This is a genomic window from Pollutibacter soli, assembly GCA_029269725.1.
In the GTDB taxonomy this organism is placed as follows: Bacteria; Bacteroidota; Bacteroidia; order Chitinophagales; family Chitinophagaceae; genus Pollutibacter; species Pollutibacter soli.
In genome coordinates this window covers 470,490-496,785 of record JARJHS010000003.1, presented here as the reverse complement: position 1 = coordinate 496,785, position 26,296 = coordinate 470,490, and the positions used below count along the sequence as shown (strand labels likewise).

At 42.9% G+C, this 26,296-nt stretch carries 18 protein-coding genes and 1 tRNA gene; 14 read left to right on the top strand and 5 right to left on the bottom strand.

The features are described from left to right. Positions 1 to 85: 85 nt before the first annotated feature. The 3 genes from P2W82_RS10455 to rhaT all read right to left on the bottom strand — a co-directional run bounded on the left by P2W82_RS10455 (position 86) and on the right by rhaT (position 4,622). Complete coding sequence (locus P2W82_RS10455; RefSeq protein ID WP_336515824.1) at positions 86 to 1,360, bottom strand: sugar isomerase; 1,275 nt, start codon at positions 1,358 to 1,360, stop codon at positions 86 to 88. A 66-nt stretch (positions 1,361 to 1,426) separates the two neighbouring features. Then, the gene (locus P2W82_RS10450) at positions 1,427 to 3,547 is read right to left on the bottom strand and encodes a bifunctional aldolase/short-chain dehydrogenase (RefSeq protein ID WP_336515823.1); all 2,121 of its coding nucleotides are present in this window, start codon (positions 3,545 to 3,547) and stop codon (positions 1,427 to 1,429) included. A 19-nt stretch (positions 3,548 to 3,566) separates the two neighbouring features. Further along, positions 3,567 to 4,622, bottom strand: a complete 1,056-nt coding sequence (gene rhaT / locus P2W82_RS10445; RefSeq protein ID WP_336515822.1) for an L-rhamnose/proton symporter RhaT — start codon at positions 4,620 to 4,622, stop codon at positions 3,567 to 3,569. A gap of 420 nt (positions 4,623 to 5,042) precedes the next feature. Here rhaT and P2W82_RS10440 point away from each other — a divergent pair. Continuing rightward, positions 5,043 to 5,115: transfer RNA gene (locus tag P2W82_RS10440), tRNA-Ala, on the top strand. Between the two features lie 106 nt (positions 5,116 to 5,221). Here the strand turns inward: P2W82_RS10440 and P2W82_RS10435 are convergent. Further along, positions 5,222 to 7,126, bottom strand: a complete 1,905-nt coding sequence (locus P2W82_RS10435) for a glycoside hydrolase 5 family protein (RefSeq protein WP_336515821.1) — start codon at positions 7,124 to 7,126, stop codon at positions 5,222 to 5,224. A gap of 228 nt (positions 7,127 to 7,354) precedes the next feature. Between P2W82_RS10435 and P2W82_RS10430 the strand changes: the two genes are divergently transcribed. From P2W82_RS10430 to P2W82_RS10375, 12 genes are all read left to right on the top strand, one after another. Beyond that, the gene (locus P2W82_RS10430; protein WP_336515820.1) at positions 7,355 to 8,623 is read left to right on the top strand and encodes a polysaccharide pyruvyl transferase family protein; all 1,269 of its coding nucleotides are present in this window, start codon (positions 7,355 to 7,357) and stop codon (positions 8,621 to 8,623) included. Positions 8,624 to 8,901: 278 nt separating this feature from the next. After that, on the top strand, positions 8,902 to 9,633 hold the full coding sequence (locus P2W82_RS10425; RefSeq protein ID WP_336515819.1) for an IclR family transcriptional regulator: 732 nt from the start codon (positions 8,902 to 8,904) through the stop codon (positions 9,631 to 9,633). Positions 9,634 to 9,843: 210 nt separating this feature from the next. After that, positions 9,844 to 12,837, top strand: coding sequence for a SusC/RagA family TonB-linked outer membrane protein (locus P2W82_RS10420; protein WP_336515818.1), 2,994 nt, complete (start codon positions 9,844 to 9,846; stop codon positions 12,835 to 12,837). Between the two features lie 41 nt (positions 12,838 to 12,878). Next, entirely contained in the window at positions 12,879 to 14,363 is a 1,485-nt protein-coding gene (locus P2W82_RS10415; RefSeq protein WP_336515817.1) for a RagB/SusD family nutrient uptake outer membrane protein, read from the top strand. A gap of 42 nt (positions 14,364 to 14,405) precedes the next feature. Next, positions 14,406 to 15,734, top strand: coding sequence for an endo-1,4-beta-xylanase (locus tag P2W82_RS10410; RefSeq protein WP_336515816.1), 1,329 nt, complete (start codon positions 14,406 to 14,408; stop codon positions 15,732 to 15,734). A 9-nt stretch (positions 15,735 to 15,743) separates the two neighbouring features. Beyond that, complete coding sequence (locus tag P2W82_RS10405) at positions 15,744 to 16,934, top strand: enolase C-terminal domain-like protein (protein WP_336515815.1); 1,191 nt, start codon at positions 15,744 to 15,746, stop codon at positions 16,932 to 16,934. Between the two features lie 12 nt (positions 16,935 to 16,946). Beyond that, positions 16,947 to 17,732 carry an SDR family NAD(P)-dependent oxidoreductase gene (locus tag P2W82_RS10400; protein ID WP_336515814.1) on the top strand — a complete coding sequence of 262 codons (786 nt, stop codon included), beginning with the start codon at positions 16,947 to 16,949 and terminating at the stop codon, positions 17,730 to 17,732. Positions 17,733 to 17,823: 91 nt separating this feature from the next. Next, a complete protein-coding gene (locus tag P2W82_RS10395) occupies positions 17,824 to 20,673 on the top strand; it encodes a glycoside hydrolase family 2 protein (RefSeq protein WP_336515813.1) in 2,850 nt (949 codons plus the stop codon). Positions 20,674 to 20,679: 6 nt separating this feature from the next. After that, positions 20,680 to 21,948, top strand: coding sequence for an MFS transporter (locus P2W82_RS10390; protein ID WP_336515812.1), 1,269 nt, complete (start codon positions 20,680 to 20,682; stop codon positions 21,946 to 21,948). 19 nt (positions 21,949 to 21,967) lie between these two features. Beyond that, the gene (locus P2W82_RS10385; protein WP_336515811.1) at positions 21,968 to 22,741 is read left to right on the top strand and encodes a LamG-like jellyroll fold domain-containing protein; all 774 of its coding nucleotides are present in this window, start codon (positions 21,968 to 21,970) and stop codon (positions 22,739 to 22,741) included. A gap of 5 nt (positions 22,742 to 22,746) precedes the next feature. Next, on the top strand, positions 22,747 to 23,604 hold the full coding sequence (locus P2W82_RS10380; protein ID WP_336515810.1) for an SMP-30/gluconolactonase/LRE family protein: 858 nt from the start codon (positions 22,747 to 22,749) through the stop codon (positions 23,602 to 23,604). 28 nt (positions 23,605 to 23,632) lie between these two features. Beyond that, positions 23,633 to 24,376, top strand: a complete 744-nt coding sequence (locus tag P2W82_RS10375; RefSeq protein ID WP_336515809.1) for an RraA family protein — start codon at positions 23,633 to 23,635, stop codon at positions 24,374 to 24,376. A gap of 418 nt (positions 24,377 to 24,794) precedes the next feature. On the opposite strand, the gene P2W82_RS10370 is transcribed toward P2W82_RS10375, so the two are convergent. Then, entirely contained in the window at positions 24,795 to 25,244 is a 450-nt protein-coding gene (locus P2W82_RS10370; protein WP_336515808.1) for a hypothetical protein, read from the bottom strand. A gap of 404 nt (positions 25,245 to 25,648) precedes the next feature. On the opposite strand from P2W82_RS10370, the gene P2W82_RS10365 reads away from it, so the two are divergent. Then, positions 25,649 to 26,086, top strand: a complete 438-nt coding sequence (locus tag P2W82_RS10365; protein WP_336515807.1) for a LytTR family DNA-binding domain-containing protein — start codon at positions 25,649 to 25,651, stop codon at positions 26,084 to 26,086. Positions 26,087 to 26,296: the final 210 nt, after the last annotated feature.

The following is a 26,296-nucleotide window of genomic DNA, read 5'->3' as shown; positions in this document are numbered from 1 at the left end:
GTTTAGGAAGCCGAGCTTTTCCTGCAGGTTAGTTGCGCTTTTGGCTGTTTCGTCTCCCGCCTCCCAACTCCTGCATCACGGCTGCTTAAAGTCCTGAAGCAACACTGACCCTTCCTCTCTCTTTTATCAGTTGCTCACGAACTTTTAATTTTCTGAAAACGTCTATTGGTTTCAAAGCACCGCCCGCTCTCAACGAAGCTTCCGCAATTAACGGTCTTACATCAGTTCTGAATGCAGACTGGAGAATTTCCTGGGATCTCACAACATCATTTTCCTGTTGTGCCTCGTCCAATGATCTTCTGTCCACAAGTAAAGCCTGCGCATAACTGATTAGAATAGCTTCAACAGACTGAAGCAAATCTTCCAGCGGATCTTTTACATTATGCGATGCATCGATCATCCAGGCCAGGTCTTTTGCATGATCCATTTTCTGTGCATCCATGCCTTCGACCAGCTCATTAAATATCAGGAATAACTGGTAAGGTTTAATACTACCCACAGTTAAATCATCATCACCATATTTCGAATCATTAAAATGAAAACCTCCCAGCTTTCTTTCCATCAGCAAAAGCGATACGATCTGCTCAATATTTGTATTTGGAAGATGATGACCAAGATCAACCAATGTATATGCTTTCGGACCAAGTTTATTTGCATACAGAAATGATTGTCCCCAATCTCCCACCGTCGTCGAATAAAAATTCGGTTCGTAAGGTTTGTATTCAACAAACATTTTCCAATCAGGAGGAAGTGCCGAATAAATCTCTTTCAATCCTGATAAGACATTTGAAAATGCTTTTCGGAAATTCAACTGACCTGGGAAACAGGAACCATCAGAAAGCCACACGGTAATTGAATCGGATCCTAATTCCTGACCATACCGGATAACTTCAATATTATGTTCGATGGCCTGGTTTCTTACGGCTTTATCTGTGTGCTGTAAGGACCCGTATTTATAACTAAACTCCTGACCGGGTTGATCCTGGAAAGTATTTGAGTTCATCGCGTCGAACCTGATCCCCAGTTCGGCTGCGAATGATTTGATCTCATCAGGTCGCTCTGGTATATCCCATGGAATATGTAATGAAATAGCATTGCTTGAGCGATTCAGCGTATTCAGCAATGCAATGTCTTCGATTTTTTGTTCCAGGCGCGACGGCTCACCACCACCTGGAAAACGACCGAATCTGGTACCTCCATTTCCCAATGCCCAACTCGGAATGGCTACCTGGAACAGCATGATTTTTTCAACAATAGCTTCTGCATTCAGATGAAGCGAAGAGAAAAAATCAAATGCCCGGCCATGCTGTTTAAGCTGGTCTTCGTTACACTCAAGGATATCAGTTGTTGTCAACCGCATTTATAAATTCTTTATTTGGCCTATAGGATGTCGTTAGTAAATCAATCTTTTCCCACTGCCTTCTGCTTACCTCACAAATGAAACTGCAATTCCACCGTCGACATTCAAAACATTACCTGTCGATTTATTCATCAGTCCGCCGACAAATACAAAACAAGCATTCGCTATATCTTCAGGCAGAATAATCTGGTTGAGTAATGTACGTTTTGCATAATAAGACGGCAACTCAGCAACAGTTACACCATATGCTTTAGCGCGACCTTCCGCCCATGCTCCTTCCCAGATCTTACTATCTGAAATTACTGCATCCGGATTGACAACATTTACACGGATGCCATCTTTACCTAATTCTGCAGCGTTCAATCTGCTCAGGTGAAGTTGTGCGGCTTTTGCAGAACCATATCCGGCATTGTTTGGGCCAGAGAACAAGGCGTTTTTGCTTACGATATTCAGAATATCACCACCCGATCTTTGCTTACGCATAATAGCTGTTCCTGCCTGGCTGATGAGGAACTGACCCTTTACAAGGATATCGTAAAGCAGATCCCAGTCCTGCTCTGTATGATCTTCCAATGGTTTCGAAATCGAAATGCCGGCACAGTTTACCACTATATCGACACCGCCAAAAGCAAGCGCTGTTTTTTCAAACAGTTGCGTGATGGTTTCTTTTTTGGTTACATCAAGGAGATCGCCGATAAATACATCACGGCCGAATAATTTATTAAAATCCGCTTTTGCATTTTCGAGTCTTTGTGAATCGTTATCGTTGATGACAACACAAGCTCCTTCCTCTGCAAATTTTTTAGCGATTGCTTTTCCTATTCCACCTGCGCTTCCGGTTACCAACGCGATTCTTCCCGAAAGGGGTTTTGGCTTAGGCATACGCTGAAGTTTTGCTTCTTCCAACAACCAGTATTCGATATCAAATGCTTCCTGCCGCGGTAATGCGATATACGAAGAGATTGTTTCTGCGCCGCGCATTACATTGATAGCATTGATATAGAATTCTCCGGCAACACGCGCAGTCTGTTTGTCTTTTGCAAACGTAAACATACCAACGCCCGGATATAATAAAACCACCGGATTGGGATCACGCATAGCAGGACTATTTGCACGCTTGCAGTTTTCGTAGTATTCAGCATACATTTTACGATAATCTGCAAAAGGCCGCTCGAGTTGCTGAAGAACTGCAGCTGTATCACTAAGGTCTGCATCAGCAGCAATCGGAATTACCAAAGGAGAAATTTTTGTTCTGAGAAAATGATCAGGACAACTGGTGCCCATAGGCGCCAATCTGTCGAGTTCATTGGAATTAATAAACTCCAGCACTCTGTCATCATCCGTAAAGTGGCCGATCATTTTTTGTTTGGTAATGCACAATCCCCGAAGTATAGGAGCAATTGTCGCTGCCTGTTTCAACCTCGAATCTTTATCAAGCGACTGCAATTTCTGTCCCCCGAAATTTTCTTTTCCCACAGATGCATTTTCCAGATATTGTGCGCAGGTTTCGATTACCTCCAGCGTATTTATGTAACTGCTATAGGAAGTATCTCCCCATGTAAACAGACCATGTGAGCCAAGCATGATTCCCCTGATTCCTGGATTCTCTTCAACACATTTTTGCAGTTGAAGGCCAAGATCGAAACCGGGCCTTTGCCATTCCACCCATCCGATGGTCCCTTTAAAAAGTTCTCTGGTTATTTCTTTACCATCTTTGCTCGCTGCAATTGCAATGGCTGCATCAGGATGAAGATGATCGATATGTTTGAATGGAAGAAATGCATGTAAAGCAGTATCGATCGATGGCGCTTTTGACTGCAGATCAAAAATGCAATGATTGAATAGTTCAACCATTTCATCTTCATAAGTCAGTCCTCGATAAATTGATTGCAGACTGATCAGGCGATCCATATATAATCCGGCAAGTCCGCTCTTTTTCAATGTACCAAGGTCTCCACCCGAACCTTTCACCCACATCACCTCTTTTTCCGCACCTGTGAGCGGATCCTTTTCGATGGTTTTGCAGGAAGTGTTTCCACCGCCGTAATTTGTTAACCGAAGGTCTGCACCGAGAAGATTTGAGCGATAGATCAGCAGACCTACTTCATCGTTCGCAAGCTCCGCAGCTTTAGATTCATCCCACAGGTAACTCACATGTTTAAATTGACCGGTTAATGCATTTGACATAATTGGTTAGTCGTTTTAATTATTTCAATGAATTTCCAAAACCCACCAGCAGAACAGACATGATAATAGTTGCAATGCCAAGGGTAATCGTTGTTTTAGTTTTTTTACTTACACCGTTCCATTCTTTCAACGCAATTCCCCAGAGATTTGCGATCAGGATAATAAATGCCATATGTAAAATCCACGAGCTTGCACCATTACCCAGTTTGCTTTCTCCCATTCCATAAAAGAAGAATTGCATAAACCAGATTGTGCCTGCAAGCGCCGAATAAAAATAATTGTTGAAAAGGGGAGTGGCTTTATTGGTGTAGTCTTTAAATGATTTATTTCTTGCATTGAGGATCATGCACCAGATCAGGTTGGTTGCAAGTCCGCCCCATAATAGGACCACATAAGTAACATTGTTCTGGTACAATGGATTCATGCCAAGTGAAACTGCTGTGTCAGCCATGGGTTTACCAGCTTCGATACCGAAATTAAAACATGCACTCATGATACCGGAAAATACGGCAACTATTAGTCCTTTGCGGAGATTGAACTCGGAAACAGATTTTAGTTTATCCGCCGACGTTAGTTCCTTTTCTTTCATCATTCCGGCTCGTCCGCATATATAAATTCCGATCAGGCAGAGAACGATTCCTGCGAGAACGATTTGCCCCCAACCCTTTGTGAGCAGGTCATTGAAGCAGGTTTTCCCCGGAGCAGGAAAAAAATTATAGTAGAAAGAGGGAACAAGAGCGCCGAATGCCGAACAAAATCCAAGCACCACAGAATTACCGAGGGACATACCCAGATAACGGACACCAAGTCCGTAAGTCAATCCGCCCATGCCCCAGAGAACTCCAAATAAAATAGTGATTCCGATGATATGTGAAGGCGTTTCCCTGATGATACCGGCAAACCCGGGAACTGTGAGCCATGCAGCGAGCGGAGGAACAATCAACCAGGAAAACAACCCACCGATGATCCAGTACGATTCCCACGACCACTTCTTTACCTTTTTGAATGGCATATAGAAACTGCCGGACGCAAAACCACCAATCAAATGGAAAAAAATACCGAGGATACCGTGCATGACAGGCAATTACTGATTAAAATAAAAAGCGGTTTTAAAGGTAGCCATTGTAATCCAACCCGAATCATGTACTGTCATGCCCGGACGAAAGAGAATACTGAAGCAGAAACAGGAAGAAGAAGAAAACGGAAAACTGGAATACAGAAACAGAAAGAGAGAGAGCAGAAACAGTGGTGGGAACAGGAAACTGAAAACGGAAAACTGGGAGAAATTAGAAATGACGGCTTTTTATCACGTTAACTACATCAGAGCTGATAACCGACAACTAAGCTGTTGCAAGGAAAAGTTTTGCAGGAAGTCCCACCAGCGATATATTTGCAGACTCAGGAAGAAAGGGAAATCAGAAACAGAAAACAGAAACAGAAACCTGTGAGTGACTTCTGGCTCCTGACTCCCCACTCCTGCCTATAGACTGAAAATGGGGGATTAGCTCATCTGGTAGAGCGCAAGCATGGCATGTTTGAGGTGACCGGTTCGATCCCGGTATCCTCCACCTTTTAACCCGCATGAGTTGCGGGTTTTTTTATTCACTGGCATGGATTGATTCTTTCTTTGACCAATTAATTGACGGCGTTAGTTATTCATGTGTTGATATCCGGTTAGTTTATTCTTCCCTGATATACTAAATGAACCCTACCGATCCACGGAAAGGAATTCATCATCCCGGCGTTCCCAGTGCTGATCCGCACGTACCTGGTTTTCTTTGGAAATTTATCAACTGTGTAAGTGTATTTGTTAATGCTATTATCTTTCATTTCTGAAATTGGACTTGGATATCCGGGTCTGAGTTTTTTTGTGACGTGCTTATCTGCAGACTTCCATTTTTTTCCATCAAATGAATATTGAAGAGAAACCTGATCAATGGTATCATTGAATACAAATACGCTAATAGATTTTATCTGATCAGCTTTGTAAATCAGTTCGCCGGCTGGGCTACCGGGTAACCGGACCAGCTGAAAATAATCTTCTTCGGTCTGTCGTAAACGTGGATAAGTTTCTGCACTGACCGAGAGGTTGTCACTTTTCGAAAAAACAAAATGCAGATTGCTTAAGTTGTCCATCAGCATATGATGAGTGGATATTACGGGTCCCACAATATTTGATGAAGGTGAAATACCAGATTTATTTTTGCCTGCTACCCGGTAATAATACGCCTGGCCTGCTACAGCACCCGTATCACTAAACATGGGATAGAAATATAAATCGTAGCTTATATCGATGCTGTCAGCAATGATCGTCCAGGGCCCGCCTGGTGATGAAGATCGTTCAACGTGGTAAAATTTAGATCCTGAAGAACATCGCCATTTAAGAGCCGCGATTCCCTTTTCCTCGCACTGGTATAAAAAAGGCCTATCGGTTGGCGGAGGGAGTGGAGGAGTATCCAACCCACGGATTTTATAGGAGTAAGCTCTTATCTGCATCAAATTTTCAGACTCATTAAAATAATCACCGCTTTTGAAGCCGGGCCAGCGGCTTCCACCCCAGCTATAGGAATGAAACAATGCATGACCACCGATTCCTCCGCGATACTGGTTCTTCATCAGGCTCCAGAGGAGTCCGCCACTGGTGCCTGTCTCCACTATTTCCTTTAAAATGTTCTCAAAGTTTTCTTTACGTTGGAACTCATCTATGATCATCGGACGTTTACCCTTGCATTGATCCCACAATTCGGCTACTGATCCCCGATAGTTTGGGTATTGCCGCGTCTTAACAATATCAATATTGGGAATTTTATTTATCACATCGTTAACGAGGGTATCCATCTGACCTGGTCCGTTGGCACGCCGGGGATCGGCAATCAGGTGGTTGGGATCAATTGTCTTCAAAAAGTTCGTCATTTCAATCAGCCATTCCACTTTACTGTTCGGTACTTCATTACCAAACTCCCAGGCAAGAATAGCCTTATCATTTTTGTACAATTCTCCGGTGTAGGTGTTTTTCCGGTTGACCATGGTTTCCAGTAATTGCTTATACCCATCTTTAACCGCCTTCGACTTATAATAATCCCCACCGCCATATAGTTGAGCGAATGACGAAGTACTGCCAAATATCCTGTTCTCTTTGACAAGGCATAAAATCACTCTGATCCGGTAGCGATTGCATAATTGCAGCATTTTATCAATTCTCCGCAATGCGGTTTCATTGTATTTTCCAGGGCCTTCTACAACTGCTTCATATTCATCTGAACCATCGGCGACGGGAATACCCCAGTTTCTGATTACTGTCACACCCATCTGATCAAGATCTTTAAAATAATTCTCCATTTCAAAGGAGAGTTCTATCGGATCATAGGCATATTTACTGTCGGGATTTGTGTTCCTGTATCCATCGTAATGCCCATTGATATTGGGAGTGTTGACGCCAATAAATCTGAAGACACGGTCGCCTTCCATCAACTGATCTTCATGACGCGATATGAAATTTTCAAAGGTTTTTTCCTGCGCAGCAGTTACCAGCCAAGTACAGCAAACTAAAAATGAGATTGAAACCCTTATGCTATGCATTTGCTTTTTTAATCGGTGAAAATAGAGAATGGACTGACAATAGATTTTATATTATAAAATCATACTTTGCATTGACAAATTACTGAACTTTTATAAATATGAAAAAAAATAAAAATCTGGTCGCTTGGCCGGTGATCAGTGTGTTCTAAAAATTCTGTATTTTTTAAAAACGATTGCAAATAAATTCAAACAAGGCCGAGGTAAGAATTCATCAAAAAAATGTTTAGCATGATTGATCGGAGAGAATTTTTGAAACAAACACCCGCTCTTATTTCATTGCTCGCCACTATTCCCGCGCTGGCACAAATGCAAAAGTCAAAGTCGATTGTCCTTCGTTCATCATGGCAGACTGTGAATATCGGGGACATAGGTCATACTCCTGGCGTACTCAGGTTACTTGAACAATATTTACCCGATGTTGAAGTCAGGCTCTGGCCATCCAGTGTGGACAATGGTGTGGAACGGCTTCTTCGTAGTAGATTTCCCAAAGTATCGATCATTGATTCGGCTGAGAAAATTAAGGCAGCAATAAAAGAGTGCGACTTTTTTCTTCATGGCTCAGGCCCTTCACTCGTGGGCCGTAATCAGATGGAGCAGTGGTACAAAGAAACGGGTAAACCTTTTGGTGTTTATGGTATAACATTTCCGGGAATCTATAGCCAGGATCCGAATGTGGCGGTTAAGCCAGAGCCATTGGATACAGAGTTGCTTAATAAAGCGCGTTTCGCATTGTTCAGAGATTCGGTTTCACTTAAGCTTGCAAAAGATAGTGAGGTGAAGTGCCCGGTAATGGAGTTTTGTCCTGATGGCGCATTCGCGGTGGATGTAAGAAATGATGCAAAAGCGATTGAATTTCTTAAAACACATGGACTGGAAGAAGGAAAGTTTATGTGTGTAATTCCACGGCAAAGATTTACACCATATTGGGAAATTGCCGGTAAAAACACACCCTTTAACCAGGTAAAGGATAATAGAAATAAGGCGATGAGGGAACATGATAATAAACCCCTGCGTGATGCTATTATTGCAGTTACCAGGGAAACCGGTCTGAAAATCCTGATTTGTCCGGAAGATGAAACCCAGGTAAAACTGGGTAAGGAAATCCTCTTTGATAAATTACCGGCAGATGTTCAGGCAAAAGTGGTTTGGCGTGATCGCTATTGGCTCACTGATGAAGCCGTGAGCACTTATATCCGGTCAGCAGGTTTATTCGGCCTGGAGATGCATTCACCCATAATGTGTATCGGCAACGGAATTCCGGCAGTGGTAGGTCGGTTTTTTGAACAAACAAGCAAAGGCTTTATGTGGCAGGATATCGGACTGCGGGATTGGTTATTCAATATGGATAATGAGGATGATATTACCCGCTTTGCACCCACTGTTCTCTGGATTGCAAAGAATCCAAAACAAGCGAGGGAAAAAGCAAATGCAGCAAAGGCCTTTGTCGAAAAACGGCAAAGGCAAACGATGGAGTTAATAAAGGATAGTTTGTCTTAGCTATTAGCGAGACCAACAGACTTCAGATTGCTGTTGCAATGATCCGAATAACCGCAGGTTTCGCTAATCGAACAGCCTGCAGTGGCAAAAAAAAGTGGCCGCATACTTGTGACGAAAAGTGAATTTAATGGATAAGCGAAATATTGCATACATGGTCTCACCAGTGCTAATTCTTTCCAATTCCGTCGATAACCCGGTTTTATAATTGAACGCTGATTTTTATATTATAAAATTTATTGGTTATTTAGTCTTTTAAAATTTAAGACAACACGAATTTTGTGATACAGGTTATTCAACGTGCATTTGACATATTGGAGTACATCAGCAAAGACCCTGAAAAAGCAAAATCCCTCGGCGAGATTGCTGAGAAGCTTAATCTGAATGCAGGAACCTGTGCGAATATCATCAAAACAATGGTTGATCGCAAATACATCGAGAAGCTGGATAAGCAAAAGGGATATCTGCTGGGACCGATGGCTTATGCTATTTCTGGAAATGAAGGTTATAACAAGTCCCTGGTTGACGCTGCGAGGGAAGAGATGGAAGGATTGACCAGTCTGTTGAATGAAAACTCATTGTTATGCATTATCAAGGGCGATGCAAGGGTGGTCATTTTTAAAGTGCAAAGCGACAATGATCTGCAGGCAAATACGGCCAGGGAAAAAAGAGTGTATGACACTTCCTCTGGTCGCTTATTGTTGTCAATGCTGACTGATGAGGAGATAGAAAAATTTATAGAGCGATATGGCGTTCCGTCAAAAGAAGAATGGGAGGGCGCTGCTGACAAAAAAGGGCTGCTGAAGCAGATAAGTAAGATCCGTAAAGACGGTTATGCTTTACAGATAACACGAAATCAGATTATAGGAATCGCGTTACCGATCAATTCAGGAAAAAAAACAATAGCGTCTTTAAGTGTGTATATGCCTGTGTCCAGGTACAACAACATGAACAAGCTTGATCTGATCAAACAAATCCGCAAATCCGCTGATCGGATTAGTAAAAAGTTATAGGCTGCTATCCACTCTCTCTCCATTTATTGTTGTGTCTACCTTTCCGCTGACATAATATTATCTGTACTATACACGGGCAGAATCAATTAACTGTATTCTAATTGCCTGAAGTCAGCATATTCAAAAAAAAAATTTGGCTGTACCGGAGTTGCATTATAATTTTATCATTGTAAAATATAATTTTACATTATAAAATCAAAGATTGCTGCCATGAGTTTAAAAAAGCTGCTGCTAAGCCTGGTTATAATTTTGGGCTTTACCATTGCACACACGTATGGTCAGTCGGTTGTAGTAACTGGTAAAATCACTTCTGCTGCTGATCAGAAGCCTATCAGCGGGGCAAGTGTAATTTTAAAAGGAACACAAACCGGTACCACATCCGACACTGAAGGAAATTTCAAAATCACTTCACCAACTCCCAACGGATTTCTGGTGATCAGTAACCTTGGTTATGGTGATCTGGAGGTGCCGATCAATTCGCGCACGATTATTAATGTTTCTCTCACCCCTGGTGATAATAAACTGGAGGATGTGGTAGTGATCGGTTATGGAACCAGGAGAAAAAGAGATCTGAGTGGTTCCGTCGCTACAGTCAAGGGAAGGGATATCAATGCATTTCCTGCGACGAATGTCATGCAGGCCCTTTCCGGTCGCGCTGCAGGTGTTCAGGTTTTGCAGAATACAGGCGCACCGGGTGCAGGAGTGAGTGTGAGAATACGTGGTGCGAATTCAATCCGGGGAAGTAATGAGCCGTTGTATGTTGTGGATGGTTTTCCCGTGTCAGGGAGTCCAACTATTCTGAACAACCCCGATATCGAATCAATAGAAATATTGAAAGACGCATCGGCTACAGCAATATATGGATCGAGAGGAGCCAATGGGGTAGTGATGATTACGACACGGAAAGGAAGATCAGGGAAAACAAATGTTGATATTGAAACCAGCTATGGCATTCAGTCGTTGAGGAAGAAGCTGGACCTGATGAACGCACAGGAATACGCGCAGTTTTACAATCTGCAGGCAACAAATGATAATATAGCTCCTTATTTTACAGAAGCGCAGATCGCTGAATTTGCCAACAAAAGCTACGACTGGCAGGATCTTGTATTTCAGAATGCTCCAATGAAAACATTGTCTGCTACTGTAAGCGGCGGCAATGAAAAAACTAATTTCTCCGTATCAGGTGGATATTTCGGACAGGAGGGAATTATTAAGGGAAGCAATTATGATCGTTATTCTCTTCGCGTTAATCTCAATCATGAGATCAGCAAAAAATTCAGCTTCAACGTCTCCAGTGTATTGAGCAGGATCAATACCGACCGGAAAAATAACGGAGGTGGTAACCGTGGTGCTTCGATGATTTCAGCTGCTATTTCTGCACCACCGACATTGACACCATATAATGATGACGGAACCTACCGCGTTCTTGCGACAGCTTACCCGTTTATCTCCAATGTAATGACCAATCCGTTGAATTTTATCAATGAGCAAACGGATGAAGTGCGTGCCAACCGTGTTCTTGCAAATGCGTCTTTATCTTACAGACCGATCCCTGAAATAACAATTAAGTTCCTGGGTGGTATTGAAAATGCCGATGACCGTACCGATCAGTACACTACAAAAAAGTACATCAACTCACAAGGTGTTGCAAACGTAAGCACAGTACGGTCAACTAGTCTCCTGAGTGAAAATACCATCAGCTATAATAAACTTTTTGGCAGCAGGCATAACGTTTCTGCTGTGGCTGGTTTCACCTACCAGAATTTTCTTAATACGTCATTGAGTGCGGGCGGAACAGGTTTTATCAGTGATAACACCCAGACCTATGACCTTGCTCCTGCAGCAACACCAGGCCTGCCGGGTTCATCGTATACCAAATCTGTCATCATGTCCTGGCTGGGAAGGGCCAATTATATCCTGGATGATAAATACATCGCCACTATAAGTTTCAGAGCAGATGGTTCTTCGAAATACAGTGCCGGAAACAAATGGGGTTATTTCCCCTCCGGTGCGTTGGCCTGGAGAATTTCCAATGAGAAATTCATGAAAAATGTTGAAGTGATTTCTGATATGAAGCTGCGTGTAGGCTGGGGCCTGACCGGTAGTGAAGCCATCAATCCGTATGCAACGCTCAACCAGTTGTTTGCAAATAAAGCAACATTTGATGCCGCTTTGTTTACTTCATATGCGCCAGGTACAGTCCTTCCGGGAAACCTGAGATGGGAAACCACAGAGCAACGAGATATTGGGATCGACATCGCGTTTTTCAAAAACCGGTTAACATTGGCAGCAGACTACTATGTGAAGAATACCCGCGATCTGCTGAATACAGTAGCGCTGCCTTCCTCACTTGGATTTACCAGCACGGTGCAGAATGTTGGTGAGATACAAAACAAAGGAGTTGAATTAACTGTAGGGGCAGGCATTTTCCAGGGGGAATTCCGGTGGGATGTAAATGCCAATATCAGTTTCAACAGAAACAAAGTAGTGAAACTGTATAATAATGAGGATATCCTCGGCGGTTTCGTAGGTGTGACAGCGGTCAACGACAATGCCAATATTCTTCGGGTAGGCCGCCCCGTGGGACAATTCTGGGGTTATGTGGAAGACGGATATAATGATGCCGGTAAAATTAAATACGTTGATATCAATAAAGATGGCGCATTCAACGCCAATGATAAAACCTATATCGGCGATCCGAATCCTGATTTTATTTATGGTTTCAATTCATTTATGTCATATAAAAATTTTGATTTCAATTTCTTTATCCAGGGTTCTCAGGGCAACGACCTTTTCAACGTGAGTTCTATCAACAATACGATCGATTATGGATTTGGATTGAATATGCCGAAGGATGTATTCCTGAACCACTGGACACCTACCAATACCAATGCAAAATATCCCATCATCAGTCGTACTGCAGCTTCGAATGTTTCTACCCGTTGGATAGAAGATGGATCTTATCTGCGTTTGAGAAACGTACAGCTGGCATATAATTTCCGTTTTGGTAAATCTGCCGAGAGCTGGATCAGAAATCTTCAGGTATATGTGAGTGGTCAGAACCTGATCACGATCACCAAATACTCCTGGTGGGATCCTGAAGTGAATTCCAATGGTGGAGCAAATTCCACTTCACAGGGATTTGACTACTACAGTTATCCTCCTTCCAAAATGGTAACATTCGGAATCAGGGCAGGATTTTAATCAATTGAATAATACATTTTTTGCCATTGAAAAAAATAGAAATGAAAAATCAGAATATAATCGGCAGCTATCGCACTTCGGTTACTGCTGCAATTAAAATGATGATGGTTTTTACACTGCTGATGTTTACATCGTGCAGTAAAGAACTGGAAGAAAAGCCGAAGTCGCTCGCAGTCGAAACATTTTACAATACCGCTGCTGAAGTGGAAGCTGCGGTGAACGCTATTTATGTGCCTTATATCCAGACGGGAGAAGGGCTCGCGCTTTTCCTTGCCCAGGTAGAGAGCTATGTTGATTACGGGTTTGGCCGCGGGAGTTATGCCATATTGAATGATTTTGCCGGGCTTGATCCTACAAACATTACACGTACCCAATCTATGTGGGGTATGTTGTACCTCAGTATTCGTAACGCCAATCTCGTAATCGCGAATGCGCCAAACGGCAGTTCTATTTCCCAGGCAGATATCGATCGTTTTGTTGGAGAAGCAAAATTCCTGAGAGCTTTTGATTATTTTTTCCTCGTAAGAAACTGGAGTGGCGTACCCATTCGGACAGAAGCGAATATGACAGAGCGCGATCTCAAACGCAGTACAGCAGATGAAGTTTATGCATTGATCCAGGCCGATTTGCTGGATGCAGAAAATAAATTACCTGAAAATCCGACGCAGGGTGGCAGGCCTTCCAAATGGGCTGCAAAAACTTTACTGGCTCACGTGTATCTGCAACTAGGAAAAAACAGTGAGGCACGTGACAAAGCTAATGAGGTTATCCTTTCGAATAAATACTCGCTTGTACCTGTAACGACTGTTGACGACTGGCAGAAAATTTTCGGCCCGGACGTTGTGCGCACGACTGAAGAAATATTTTATGTGAAATGTGCAAGACAGGCAGGTTTCGGAAATTATTATCCCATGTTCACCAATCATCCTGGAACCGGATTTCATGGCGCTGGTGGATTTTTCGCCCAATACAGTGATAAAACAAATGCGGTTTATGCAGGACAGAGTGATGCGGATTTGAGAAAAGGGCTCTGGTATTCCTGGAATATTGGTTTAGGTTCGAATTCTATCCTGAACAAAAAATTTATTGACCCCACCGCTTCAGGAAACCTCGGAGCCGGAAACGATCAGCCCTGGTACCGTTATGCTGATCTGTTGCTGATTTATGCAGAGGCTGCAAGTCGTGCAGCGAATGGACCGACACCTGAAGCAATGGAAGCGCTGAATAAAGTGCATCGCAGGGCGTATGGCAAATTGCCAACTGTTCCTTCCGATGTTGATTTCAACATCGCAGATTATAATGCAACGACTTTTATCGATCTGATCATAAAAGAACGTGGGTACGAATTTCAATACGAAGGAAAAAGATGGCTGGAATTGAAACGAACCGGGAAAGCAGCAGAAATCATTCAGGCAGTTAAAGGTAAAACCATCGCTGATAAATTTTATCTGTGGCCGATTCCGGTTTCAGAAATGAATTACAATAAAGCACTTGATCCCGTGGCTGACCAGAATCCGGGATATTAATAACGACATCTTCTGCAACTACAAACCAAGGCAATAAAGTATATGCAAAAATTTCTTTCCGGAATTCTTTGTCTTTTTTTATCAGTATCTCTTCATTCGCAGACGGCACTGGATTCACTATGGAATGATCCTGACGTTGAACAGCGTATTCGTAAGGGTATTGAAAACAATCGTATGGCTGATTTTTCAATTCAGTTCCCGCAATACAAGGGAACAACTGAAATTGAAATTCACCAGTTGGACAACGAGTTTTTTTTTGGCGCGAATGGATTTATGGTGCAGGGATTCGATACCAAAGAAAAAAACCTGGAGTATGAAAAAATATTTGCATCGGTATTCAACCTTGCTACGGTACCGTTTTACTGGAAGACTTTGGAGCCCCAACCTGGAAAACTACGTTTTGATTCAACAAGTGAACCGATTTATCGCAGACCACCGCCGGATGTAGTTCTCGGGTTCTGTAGAAAATACAACATCACTCCCAAGGGGCATACCCTTGTGTGGAACAATCCAACACATTCAGTGCCGGACTGGCTGTCAAAAGATACATTGCAGATTCAGGCTGCAATAAAAAACCGCATCGATATCATCGCAAAGCATTACGGGAATTCTGCTATACAGACATGGGACGTGGTGAATGAATCACTACATCATTTTCCCCAGGTCATTATGCCTGAGGACTACGTATACAGTTCATTTGTTGAGGCTGCAAAGGTATTTCCCGCATCAACAAAGCTGATGATCAATGAAGTCACTTCAGTCTGGCAGGGTAACGTGCATGAATACAGTCCTTACAATATGCTTATCCGCAATCTGTTTCTTCGTGGAGCAAAGATTGATGCGATCGGTTTACAGTTTCATTTTTTTAATGAGCAACTTCACTATGATGTGCTTGCAGGGAAGGCTATGCAGCCAAAGCAAATGTTCGCTGTTCTGGATCTGTACGGTAGATACAACAAACCTCTTCATATTTCTGAAATCACGATTCCAAGTTTGCCTAACAACGCGACAGGTCAGCAAAACCAGGCAAAGCTGACACGCAATTTTTACAGGTTATGGTTCAGTCATCCTGCCGTCGAAGCAATCATCTGGTGGAATGTAGTAGATGGTACCGCAGTAAAGGGTGAAGACAAATGGAACGGAGGTTTTGTAAACAACGATTTTTCTCCAAAGCCAGCGTATGATGAATTGAAAAAGCTGATCAACGTGGAATGGAAAACGAATATCAAAGCGAAACTGAATACAGGGGATAACTTCAGTTTTAAGGGTTTTTTCGGCTCTTATGAGGTTACCGTTAAGCAGGGTAAGAAAATTACAAAACAAAAAATTATTTTCAATAAAGATGGTAAGCATTCAGCCACCATCTTATAGAAACAAAATATGAAAATTGTTGATCTGAAAACACGTTGTGTAGCAATTCCACTGAATGCACAATTGCGCCACAACACCGGCGTTCATCCTGGTTATTTTTTAAGGACGATACTTGAGCTTGTTACTGATGAAGGAATCATTGGTTTGGGAGAAGTCGGCGGAGGTGATCAGCGTGGTGCTTTGCAGAAATTGAAACCGCGCATCATCGGGCTTGATCCGTTTCATCTTGAAACAATTAAATTAAAAGTATTACGCAGTATTTATTATCTCTCTAATGCTAGGCTTTACGCTGCAATAGAAATGGCATGCCTGGATATCCAGGGTAAGATGCTTAACCGGCCTTTGAGCGATTTGTTGGGTGGAAGCGTAAGGCAGGAAATGCCGATGATTGGCTATTTGTTCTGGCGATATGATCGGCCGGGCGGAGGTGATGATGCCTCTGCCGAAGATCTTGCCGACTATTGTGTTGAGCTGCATGAAACACTTGGTGTAAATGCTATGAAGCTGAAAGCCGGCGTTGAAAAACCATCGGAAGAAGCGCGTGTTCTTGAACTGTGCAGAAAGCGACTCGGAGACGAATTCGGATTGAGAATTGATCCCAACGGCGTATGGTCTGTTCCTACAGCAGTACAGATTGGTAGGCGCCTGGAAGATCTGAACCTGGAATATTTTGAGGATCCTTCCTGGGGTTTGCAGGGTAATGCTGCAGTGCGGTCGCAGGTGAGAATTCCTGTTGCTACCAATATGTATCCGGCAAGGTTTGATGACCTGGCACCTGCGATACGCATGGGCGCTGTTGATATTGTTTTAACAGATATTCATTACTGGGAAGGTCCTAAAGGCGTGAAGGATCTCGCTGCGATCTGCAACACATTCAACCTCGGTATTGCTATGCATAGTGGTGCAGAGTTTGGAATTGAACTCGCTGCTATGTTACACACAGCGTCTACTATTCCGACGATGACATTTGCAGGCGACGCGCATTATCATTACCTGACAGATGATATTATCGAAGGCGGGTTGATGCAGTACAAAAACGGTTGTATCAAAGTGCCTTCAGGTGCGGGATTGGGTGTTACGCTTGATGAGGATAAAATGAAATTCTACGAAAAATACTATGAAGAAAAGGGTGATTACTACGCGAGATTTCATCAGGATCCACGCAGGCCGGAATGGTACCCTATTGTAGGTGGTATTTAAAAATAAATAAGAATGAGGCTTTCAAAAAAAAAGGCTCTGGTGACGGGAGCTTCCGGAGGAATTGGAAAAGCCATTGCATTGCAACTGGCAAAAGAAGGCGCTGATATCATTCTTCATTACCTGGAAGATGAAGATGCTGCAAAGGAAACAGCAACTGAAATAATTAAATCGGATGTAAAGGTTCAACTAATCCAGGGATCCATTGGTACAGCTGAAGGTGCAATGACGATTGCAAAAACTGCGTGGCAGGCTTTCGGTAAGATCGATATCCTGGTAAACAATTCGGGTGTTTCATACAAAAAACATTTTCTTGATTTCACCGCATCGGATGTCGATCATTTCATGAATGTCAATTTCAGAGGAACTTTTTTTATCACGCAAACCATTGCAGGAATGATGGTGGCGGACAATATCCAGGGAAACATTTATACAATTACATCTATCAACGCTATACAGCCGGGTATAGGACAGAGCGTGTACGGAGCAAGTAAAGGAGCGCTTGAAACCTTAATGAAAGGCGTTGCGCTGGAGCTTGCACCACACAATATAAAAGTGAATACGCTGGCTATCGGTGCAATTCAAACGACGATGAATGAAGACGTATGGCGTGATGAGGAGAAACTGGCGCTGGTCAATGAGAATATTCCGATGCACAGACTGGGACAGCCGGAAGAGATTGCGGTTTTGATAACAAACCTTATTGCTTCTGCAACTTATATGACGGGATCAACAATTACAATTGACGGGGGATGGTTGCTGAAACATGGCTACGAAAAGTCAAAAAAATATACATCCTGATTTAATGGAAATATCAGTTCGGAACATTACAACGAATCAATGTTAATGCCGGCAACCGATAGATAATCAGGGCCTGTTTAAAAACAAATTGATGTACAGAAAAATTCTATTTTCAGCGCTGCTGACCTGTTATGCATTTGCAGGTTTCGGTCAGCAACAAGTCAAACAACTTTGGCAACCCTGGTATATTACACCCCGTGCCACTGGTCAGCATCTGGATCTTTCCGGAGAATGGGAGCTTTCATACCTGGATTCGCAGATAACCGGGTTGAAAGATCTATCACAGCGAAAAGATCCTTTCATCACCACCGTTCCGAACTCCATACATTGGTCGTTGAATAAGGCTGGTAAACTTCCGCACCCATATTATCATTTAAATTCAGAACAATACAGGTGGACAGATGCAAAAGTGTGGTACTATTCACGTGCCTTTATTGTACCGGAATCTGCAAAGGAGCAGTATGTTTTTCTCTGTTTCGACGGAATTGATTATTTCTCACGGGTATGGCTCAACGATTCCCTTCTCGGGGTGCACGAAGGTATGTTTGGCGGACCGAATATCGAAGTAAGTCGCTTTATTCAACCCGGTAAAGAAAACAGGATCGTTGTTGAACTGATGGCAGGGAACTGGAACAATCGACCGGACTATCAGGATCAGAATTTACCGAGGACCCGTACCGGCGAAATAGATCTGAATAAAAGAAAAGGTTATAATCCAAGAGCCAGCGGAAGAATCATAAAGCCGTGGGTCATTTCCGGCGGTTCAGGTGGCGAAGCATTTTTCTCGTTGGGCATGTGGCAGGGAGCAAGATTGGAAATCGCTCCGAAAATTCAGCTGGAGCGACCTTACCTGGTTACAAAAAGCATCGGCACCAGAGAAGCAATACTTCATCTCTCAGCTGAAGTACTGGCAAATGAACATTCATTGCAGCAACGATTGCATCCCTGGTCTAACGCTCAGATCCGCCATCCGAATGAATACGGTGTGAAATTCAAACCTGTGGATGGTACGATTTCGGTTCTTGTTGAATTGGTTGAAAATAGTTCTCCCAAATATCAGAAAGAGTTTCCGCTGAAAGTATATGAGGGACGAAACTGGATGGAAGAAGATATTACTATTCCGGATCCGAAACTATGGTACCCTAACGGTCTCGGGAAACCGAATCTATACAAAATACGGCTCTCATTGAAAAAAGATGGTCGCGTAATTGACAAAAATGAATTTGAATACGGAATCCGCACAATTGAAAGGGTAGTGAGTACTGGTCCACGGACAGAGGACAATTTTGAAAACTGGCAATTCGTGATCAATGGCCGGAAGATATTTGTTAAGGGAATGAATTTCACCCCACAGGATATTCTTCTCGAAACCTCACGTGAACGTTATCGCTGGACTTTAAGTGCTGCAAAGGAAATGGGTGTTCAACTGATACGCATCTGGGGGGGAGGTCTGCTGGAGACCAATACTCTATTTGAGTTGTGTAATGAGATGGGAATTATGGTGTGGCAGGATTTTCCTATCGGTAACCAGGATACACCTGAGTACCCACAGGATATATGGGAAGCACAGGTAGTACAGAATATTTTCAGGTTACGCAATCATCCCTCCCTGGTGATCTGGTGTGGAGGCAATGAGTTCAATCCGTATTCCTACGGAAACGCAATGTCGATTGGCATCCTGGAAAGAAACCTGAGAACTTTTGATCCCTCGCGTTTTTTTGTGCGTACAACGCCCGATGGCGGAAGCATTCACGTGTATCCGGATATGGATCCGGTATGGTATAACCGAAGCTATGGAAAAGAAGCCTGGGTTTCTGAAACCGGGATGCATAGTATGCCTGAAGCAGGCTTGTTTTATGAAACAGTTGATAGCAAGGAATTCAAAGAACTGGGAAGAATGTGGGATACCGGTTTTGCACGTTCACATCCCGAATTCATTCATCATTTTACCGAATACGGCCCGGGCCGCGTACCTCGTATGCTGAGTCGTGCATCGCATATCAGCGATATGCATGACCCGACAATAGAATCCGTTACAGAAGCATCACAAATCGGCGCCGGCGAATTTTACCAGATCCTGTCCGAAAAAATGCAGGGCAATTACCCGGTTACAACCGGTTTGATGCCCTGGGTATTCAAGCGGCACTGGCCGGTGATTGCCATCCAGATGATGGATTGGTTCGGGCATGCAGGAGCGCCGTATTATTTTCTGAAAAGGACATACGAACCTACACATATCGCACTTGACATACCAAGACTTCTCTGGGCTCCCGGTGAAAAAATGGATCTGAACCTTAAGGTCACAAACGCAGTTTCACCAAAAGGGGCTAACTATCGGGCATCTATAACCGTATATGACGACCGGTTTAAAAAACTGGCGGAGAAGGAAAGCACGGCAATTGTTCCGGCCGAAACAGCTGTTACTGAAATTGCCTCCGGCAGTTTCACGATCCCCTCAGATTACCGTGACCGGTTTATATTTATTGTGGCTGAACTGAAAGCTGAAGATGGAACCGTTTTCTCCCGTTCTGTTTATTTTCCAAGGTCTTTGAGTAAAATGGAAGACAAAACATTTTACGAGGAGTATATAAACAAACCAATTGCCTGGATAACATTGGATAAAGGCCCCTGGCTGAAACCGGTTTCAGCAGCCACGAAAACTAAACTTTCAGTAACGCTGCTTTCACAGAAAGAACTTTCATCAACAGAATCTGATCTGGTAGTGAGTATAAAAAATACGGGTCCTGTTCCTGCTTTTATGACGAAGGTTGATGTCACCGGTGTAAAGCGTGCATTTTATGCTTCGGATAATTTCATATGGTTGCAACCTGGTGAAACAAAACAAATCACTGTGCATGTATTATGGCGGGACAAAAAGGATAATGCAAAACTGGAACTGAGTGCGTGGAATGCTTCACCCGTAAAAGTATCAGTTAAATAAGTGCCCATGTCGGGAATACCGGAAACATATCGCCCACTGACTGAAACTGCGCAGGCCGCGTCTGTTTCCAGATTTTACAAATGGGAAATGCTGGTGCTGTTGTGGATTGCATTTTTTCTGAACCAGGCTGACAGGCAGATCTTCAGCGTTGTGCTGCCATTGATAAAAAACGACCTGGGTCTTTCAGATAGTGAGTTGGGATTAATCGCTTCCTCATTGGTTTGGACTTACGGACTGCTTGTTCCCGTTGCCGGATTTATTGGAGATCGCTGGAGTCGCAAATCGATCATCGGTTCCAGTCTTTTATTCTGGAGTGTTGCAACTTTGGCTACCGGCATCAGCAGTACTGTCGTTCAGTTTATTTTGTTGCGGGGAATTGCTACAGGTGGAGGAGAAGCTTTTTATGCTCCGGCAGCAAATGCGTTGATCAGCGAAGAGCATAAAAAAGGACGCTCTTCTGCATTGGCAATACATCAGACTGCAGTTTATTTCGGAATTATTTTAAGCGGACTTATTGCCGGATATATTGGTCAGCAATATGGCTGGCGGAATGCATTTTATCTTTTTGGTGGCGCGGGCATCCTGATTGCTATAATTATTTTTTTCAGACTTAGAAAAGATGCGCCCGCACAGGATGTGCAAAAGGTAAGCATAATGAGTACGGCAAAAGTTGTTGGTAAAAAGCCAACAATCATTTTACTTACAGCAGCATTTGCATGTATGGTTTTTGTAAATGTAGGTTACCTTACCTGGATGCCATCCTTGCTTGTAGATAAATTTAAACTTTCCCTTACCGATGCCGGATTTTCTTCCATGTTCTATCATCATCTCGGCGCCTTTATCGGTGTTATTATCGGTGGTGCCCTCGCTGACAGACTATCAAAAATAAATCCACGCAACCGTCTCGTATTGCAGGCTGTGGCGTTGTTATGCGGTGCTCCATTTATTTACTGGATGGGAGCAGCATCAACCTCGTCGGGAACATATATCGCATTGTTTCTTTTTGGAATTTTTCGTGGCGCCTACGACTCCAACATTTTTGCATCCCTTTTCGAAGTGGTTAAACCAGCGATCAGATCTTCTGCTGCAGGATTAATGCTGATGTGTGCTTTTCTTGTCGGTGCTTTTTCACCCTATTTTTTAGGGTTATTAAAGCCAACGACGGGACTTTCTGCAGTGTTATCCTGGTTATGGGTGAGCTATTTTCTCGGGAGTGTATTTATATTTCTCGGTGTTATTTTCTTTTTTAGAAAAGACCAGGTAAGCAGTGTATAAATTTTTAAGAAGCGTGATAATGCATAATAAACTGGATAAAGACATTTCAAACATTCTCAGCATCCCTGGGTTGGTTTGTTGCTGGGATTTCAACAGGGCACATCCCTTTACTTCCAGAGGTACATATGTATATGAGTTGGAAAAAGGAAAAGGTAATCCGGAAATAGTAGAAGGTGGTGTGATCGGGAATAGTTCAGTCGAAATCAGGGAGGGTGAATATCTTTTCATCCCGCGTGAGAAATGCGGAGCGTTAGATATTCATGGACAGAATGCTGGAGTGACTGTGCTGGCCTGGTTGAAAAGAAAAAAGAAATCGTTTTCGCAATGCGAAGCAGTGGCAGGTATGTGGAACGAAACAGATAAGAAACGCCAGTATTGTCTGTTTCTGGATATACAATTGTATGAGAGTGGTGACCAGGTATGTGGCCATATTTCAGGCGTAGGTGGGCCAACCCCTGGCGAACGCTGGTGCATGGATGTATCAATAGGGGAAAAAAAAGTGGGGTATAACGAGTGGACGTTTGCCGCGTTCACTTATGATGGTCACCTGATAAAGTCATATTACAATGGCGAGTTTGATGAGCGTGCAGGACGTAACCCATATAGGTATGATGACGGAATTTTTGATGGTGGAAAAGATGGCTCCGATTTTACTGTGGCAGCGGTTCATCGCTCTTCTGAAATGGGCAATGATTTTGTGGGACAGATCAGCGGCCTGGCGGTATTTGACCGCGCGCTGACTGCGGCGGAGATAAAAAAACTGCATAATGATTTCCCCTTACCCAAAGCCTGAAACAGATGGAGACAGTGGCAATGAAAAATATTTCCATTCCGGAAATCAGGATACTTGCTGAAGACTTGAAATTTCCCGAAGGTCCCGCTTTTGCTCCAGACGGCAGTTTGTGGCTGGTAGAGATGAAAGGAGAAAGCCTTGTCAACTTTCGTCAGGGAAAAATAGAAAGATTCCATGTAGGTGGAGCGCCTAATGGAATTGCCATAGATGCGTCGGGAATGATCCTGTATTGCGATTCATTTTTTGGTGAAGTCAGGATGTTTAATCCGATAACAAAAGAGGTTTCTGTTTTGATAAACCAGGTGAAAGGTGAGCCACTGAATAAACCCAATGATCTCGTATTTGACAAAGCCGGCAACCTGGTTTTCACCTGTCCGGGGGAATCACGGAAGGAGCCAGGCGGTTATGCATGTGTGTTGATGAAAGACGGTACCGTTAAAAAAATAACAACAGGTAAATATTTTCCGAATGGAATTGCATTTACAGCAAACGGAAAATATCTGATAATGGCTGAAACCTATAAGCATCGCTTATGGAAAGGTCGTTGGGACGATGAGAGTGGCTTTTGGTCAGAAGAAGAGCCATGGTGTACTATTGGTGGTCCTGAGGGCCCTGGCGGGCCCGATGGGATGGCTTTTGATGAAGAAGGAAATTTATATGTGGCTGTTTATGGAACAGGTTCCGTGAGAGTTGCCGACATAGATGGAAACGTATTCAGACATATTCATCTCCCGTCTCTTAATCCAACAAATTGTGCTTTTGATACCAGGGGTGACCTGGGATTGGTAGTAACGGAAGCAGGAGAAGGAAAATTATATAGCATTGATACCGGTAAAAAAGGTCAGATGCTTTTCGCAAAATGATAACCTGTAATTTTTAAAATATAAGTCTATGAGCGTCGATCAATACAAGAAAGAGGTGGGTATGATGAATCTTGAGCAGTTAATTGAATTGCGAGAAGGAGTGTCAAATGAAAAATTTCCGGTTTCAGAAAAAGAATTGCTAACGCGATTTGAACAATTGTATACAGGTGCTGTAAACGATGTGCTGCGGGAGTTTTGTTTACTCAATCAGGCATTGCCAGGACATATAATTCCTTTAAGGGAATACCGGACAGTTGCCGGGTTTGCATTCACAGTGAAAAGCTCGCCTAATGCTATGATCTCCGGTGAGATGGAATATCGGGTGAAGATGCTGGATAGTATGAAGGAAGACGCGTTCGTTATTTGGGATACTACAGGCGACACGCAGGCGACGCTATGGGGTGGGGTAATGACTGCAACCGCAAAAGCAAAAAAAGTAAAGGCAGCATGTATTGATGGTGGAATTCGGGATACGCACCAGATTCTCGAAGCCGGATTTCCTGTTTTTTATAAATACAGGATCTCAAATGGAAGTCTTGGGAGATGCCTGATTACCCATTACGAGGTTACTCTTTCGATCGGAGGCGTAACCATAAAACCGGGCGATGTTATCCTCGGTGATATCGACGGCGTTTTGGTGGTTCCGCGGAACATCGCATATGAAGTATTGATCAGGGCAGAAGAAATAAAAGAAAATGAGAAACTGATTTTTGGCTGGGTAAATGAAGGCCAGTCAGTCCAGGATATCACTCAGAAGGGCGGTTATTTTTGATGGCCATGCGTTTAATGCAAACATCATTATTAAAATATCCCATGTAGATAAAACGGGTTATTTCAGATAGTTGACTGTATCACATATTAAGAGTTGGTTTTTCCTTTTGGTACGTCACAAAAAAAAGACAGGTTCGTCCTGTCTTTTTTATTTAAACTAAAGCTACAGGCAAGATGGAGGCAAGTTTGTTTGCAGCTGAAGTTTGTTTCGTTGAAGCATTTTTAATTTGTCAGATCATTTTCAAAAAAATTGCCGGCTTCTGTTCGCCCGGGTCTGCAGGGCGAATGAATCTCCGGCAACGGTTAACACCCTGAACATTTATTTAGCGTTCATTTTTTAATTTTGGCTACGGCAATCGTTGGTTTTAGAATCTACTTTCATTTTCTTGCTGGTAGTTTTACTCGCAGGGATCTGGTCTTTACTCACCGGCCAGTGAACCATCTTTAAAACTTTTCAGTTTCACGATGTCGCCTGATGGATCAGAACGCAATTCGTAAATTTTTGCGCTTGATTTAATATTAATGTAATAGTTCAATGCGTTATCGCTGAAAGCTTCAGTTACGCCGATGATTTCTGAATCAGGGAATTTTTCATACACCCTTGCACGAATGTGTGCGGGAAGATGTTTACAGGCATAATAACGGAGGCATTGATTCACTGTACCATCAGGGTTATAAGTGATATGCGTTTTAATATCATCCTGGATAAGTACAGCCTTTACATTGTTGTTGTCCTGCTTAACCCAAACAACATCATTTGCGTTAGGGAAAGTTTTGTCGAAATTGATTTTCACTTTGTCGCGCACGAACAGGTTATCTGCGGAAAAACTTCCGGAGAGCAGCAGGGAGATGATGAATAGTAGTTTCATAATTTTAAAATTTACTACCAAGGTATACTGGATAAAAAGTGAAAGCAAGCCGCTTTATATCGATGGTTTTACCAGAAAAATCGTACAGGAAACAATCGATCCCCAAGCATCATAATCCAGTCCCGAATTATTTTTTTTGCGACCTGAAATAAGCAGTTGTTAAGATTCCTTTAACGCATTTTTCACTCCGATTTACACAAGCGGTATTTGCCTCTGGTTAAAGTGCAGTTTATTTGTAAAAGAAAGAACGGGCCACTCATTACAGGATAATAATTGTATCATCTGATCGTTGTACCAGTAACTAAGAAACCCCTTTCTTCTATCGCACCGGTGACTATTTCCGGGTACACCATCTGAGAAAACTGCCTAGTGAATTTTTCAAAAAACAGAAAAATTATTCGGACATGAGTACTCAGATGAACCAGAATGACAGTAGTGAACTAAACACTAACGGCTACACGAATTCACTTTCACGCAACATTTCTGCAAACACACCAAGAACAACGCTGATCGCGAGGGAAGGCAACACTTTCATCCCATTAAGAGCGAAACAGATTGCTGTATTTTATTCATTAAAGAAAGAAGTAATTGCAATCGATTTCTCCGGAAATCGCTTTCATATAGATCAAAGTCTTACTGATATCGAGACTTCAGTTGAAAGCAATGTTTTTTTTCGCGTCAACAGGAATATTATTCTGCATTTCGAAGCTATCCGGTTATTCCGTGTTGTAGAATTCGGAAAGATTATTGTGGACCTGGTGCAGCCGGAATGGCTGGAGGAGGAAGTCCATATCAGCCAGTACAGGGCACCCCGGTTTCGGGAGTGGATCTCTAACGTATAACGTTTAAGGTAGAACGTTTAACGTACGCCTATTCGGTGGAAGGATTTCTTCGTTTTGGTTGACGTAAGAAGGCTTATCCAAAATGACGTGTCCACTCTTTAGCATCCAACATTTAAAATATGGAGGTGAACCTTTTGCACAAAAGCTATTTGAAAATTTGATGTTAAGTTCACGGATACAATTTACCTCCGCAAGAGCTTACGTTTAACG

What these genes read in the sequence shown, in the direction of transcription:
- P2W82_RS10455 (WP_336515824.1), bottom strand. Translation starts at nt 1,360, where the DNA reads ATGCGGTTGACAACAACTGATATCCTTGAGTGTAACGAAGACCAGCTT.
- P2W82_RS10450 (WP_336515823.1), bottom strand. Translation starts at nt 3,547, where the DNA reads ATGTCAAATGCATTAACCGGTCAATTTAAACATGTGAGTTACCTGTGG.
- rhaT (WP_336515822.1), bottom strand. Translation starts at nt 4,622, where the DNA reads ATGCACGGTATCCTCGGTATTTTTTTCCATTTGATTGGTGGTTTTGCG.
- P2W82_RS10435 (WP_336515821.1), bottom strand. Translation starts at nt 7,126, where the DNA reads ATGCATAGCATAAGGGTTTCAATCTCATTTTTAGTTTGCTGTACTTGG.
- P2W82_RS10430 (WP_336515820.1), top strand. Translation starts at nt 7,355, where the DNA reads ATGATTGATCGGAGAGAATTTTTGAAACAAACACCCGCTCTTATTTCA.
- P2W82_RS10420 (WP_336515818.1), top strand. Translation starts at nt 9,844, where the DNA reads ATGAGTTTAAAAAAGCTGCTGCTAAGCCTGGTTATAATTTTGGGCTTT.
- P2W82_RS10415 (WP_336515817.1), top strand. Translation starts at nt 12,879, where the DNA reads ATGAAAAATCAGAATATAATCGGCAGCTATCGCACTTCGGTTACTGCT.
- P2W82_RS10410 (WP_336515816.1), top strand. Translation starts at nt 14,406, where the DNA reads ATGCAAAAATTTCTTTCCGGAATTCTTTGTCTTTTTTTATCAGTATCT.
- P2W82_RS10405 (WP_336515815.1), top strand. Translation starts at nt 15,744, where the DNA reads ATGAAAATTGTTGATCTGAAAACACGTTGTGTAGCAATTCCACTGAAT.
- P2W82_RS10400 (WP_336515814.1), top strand. Translation starts at nt 16,947, where the DNA reads ATGAGGCTTTCAAAAAAAAAGGCTCTGGTGACGGGAGCTTCCGGAGGA.
- P2W82_RS10395 (WP_336515813.1), top strand. Translation starts at nt 17,824, where the DNA reads ATGTACAGAAAAATTCTATTTTCAGCGCTGCTGACCTGTTATGCATTT.
- P2W82_RS10390 (WP_336515812.1), top strand. Translation starts at nt 20,680, where the DNA reads ATGTCGGGAATACCGGAAACATATCGCCCACTGACTGAAACTGCGCAG.
- P2W82_RS10385 (WP_336515811.1), top strand. Translation starts at nt 21,968, where the DNA reads ATGCATAATAAACTGGATAAAGACATTTCAAACATTCTCAGCATCCCT.
- P2W82_RS10380 (WP_336515810.1), top strand. Translation starts at nt 22,747, where the DNA reads ATGGAGACAGTGGCAATGAAAAATATTTCCATTCCGGAAATCAGGATA.
- P2W82_RS10375 (WP_336515809.1), top strand. Translation starts at nt 23,633, where the DNA reads ATGAGCGTCGATCAATACAAGAAAGAGGTGGGTATGATGAATCTTGAG.
- P2W82_RS10370 (WP_336515808.1), bottom strand. Translation starts at nt 25,244, where the DNA reads ATGAAACTACTATTCATCATCTCCCTGCTGCTCTCCGGAAGTTTTTCC.
- P2W82_RS10365 (WP_336515807.1), top strand. Translation starts at nt 25,649, where the DNA reads ATGAGTACTCAGATGAACCAGAATGACAGTAGTGAACTAAACACTAAC.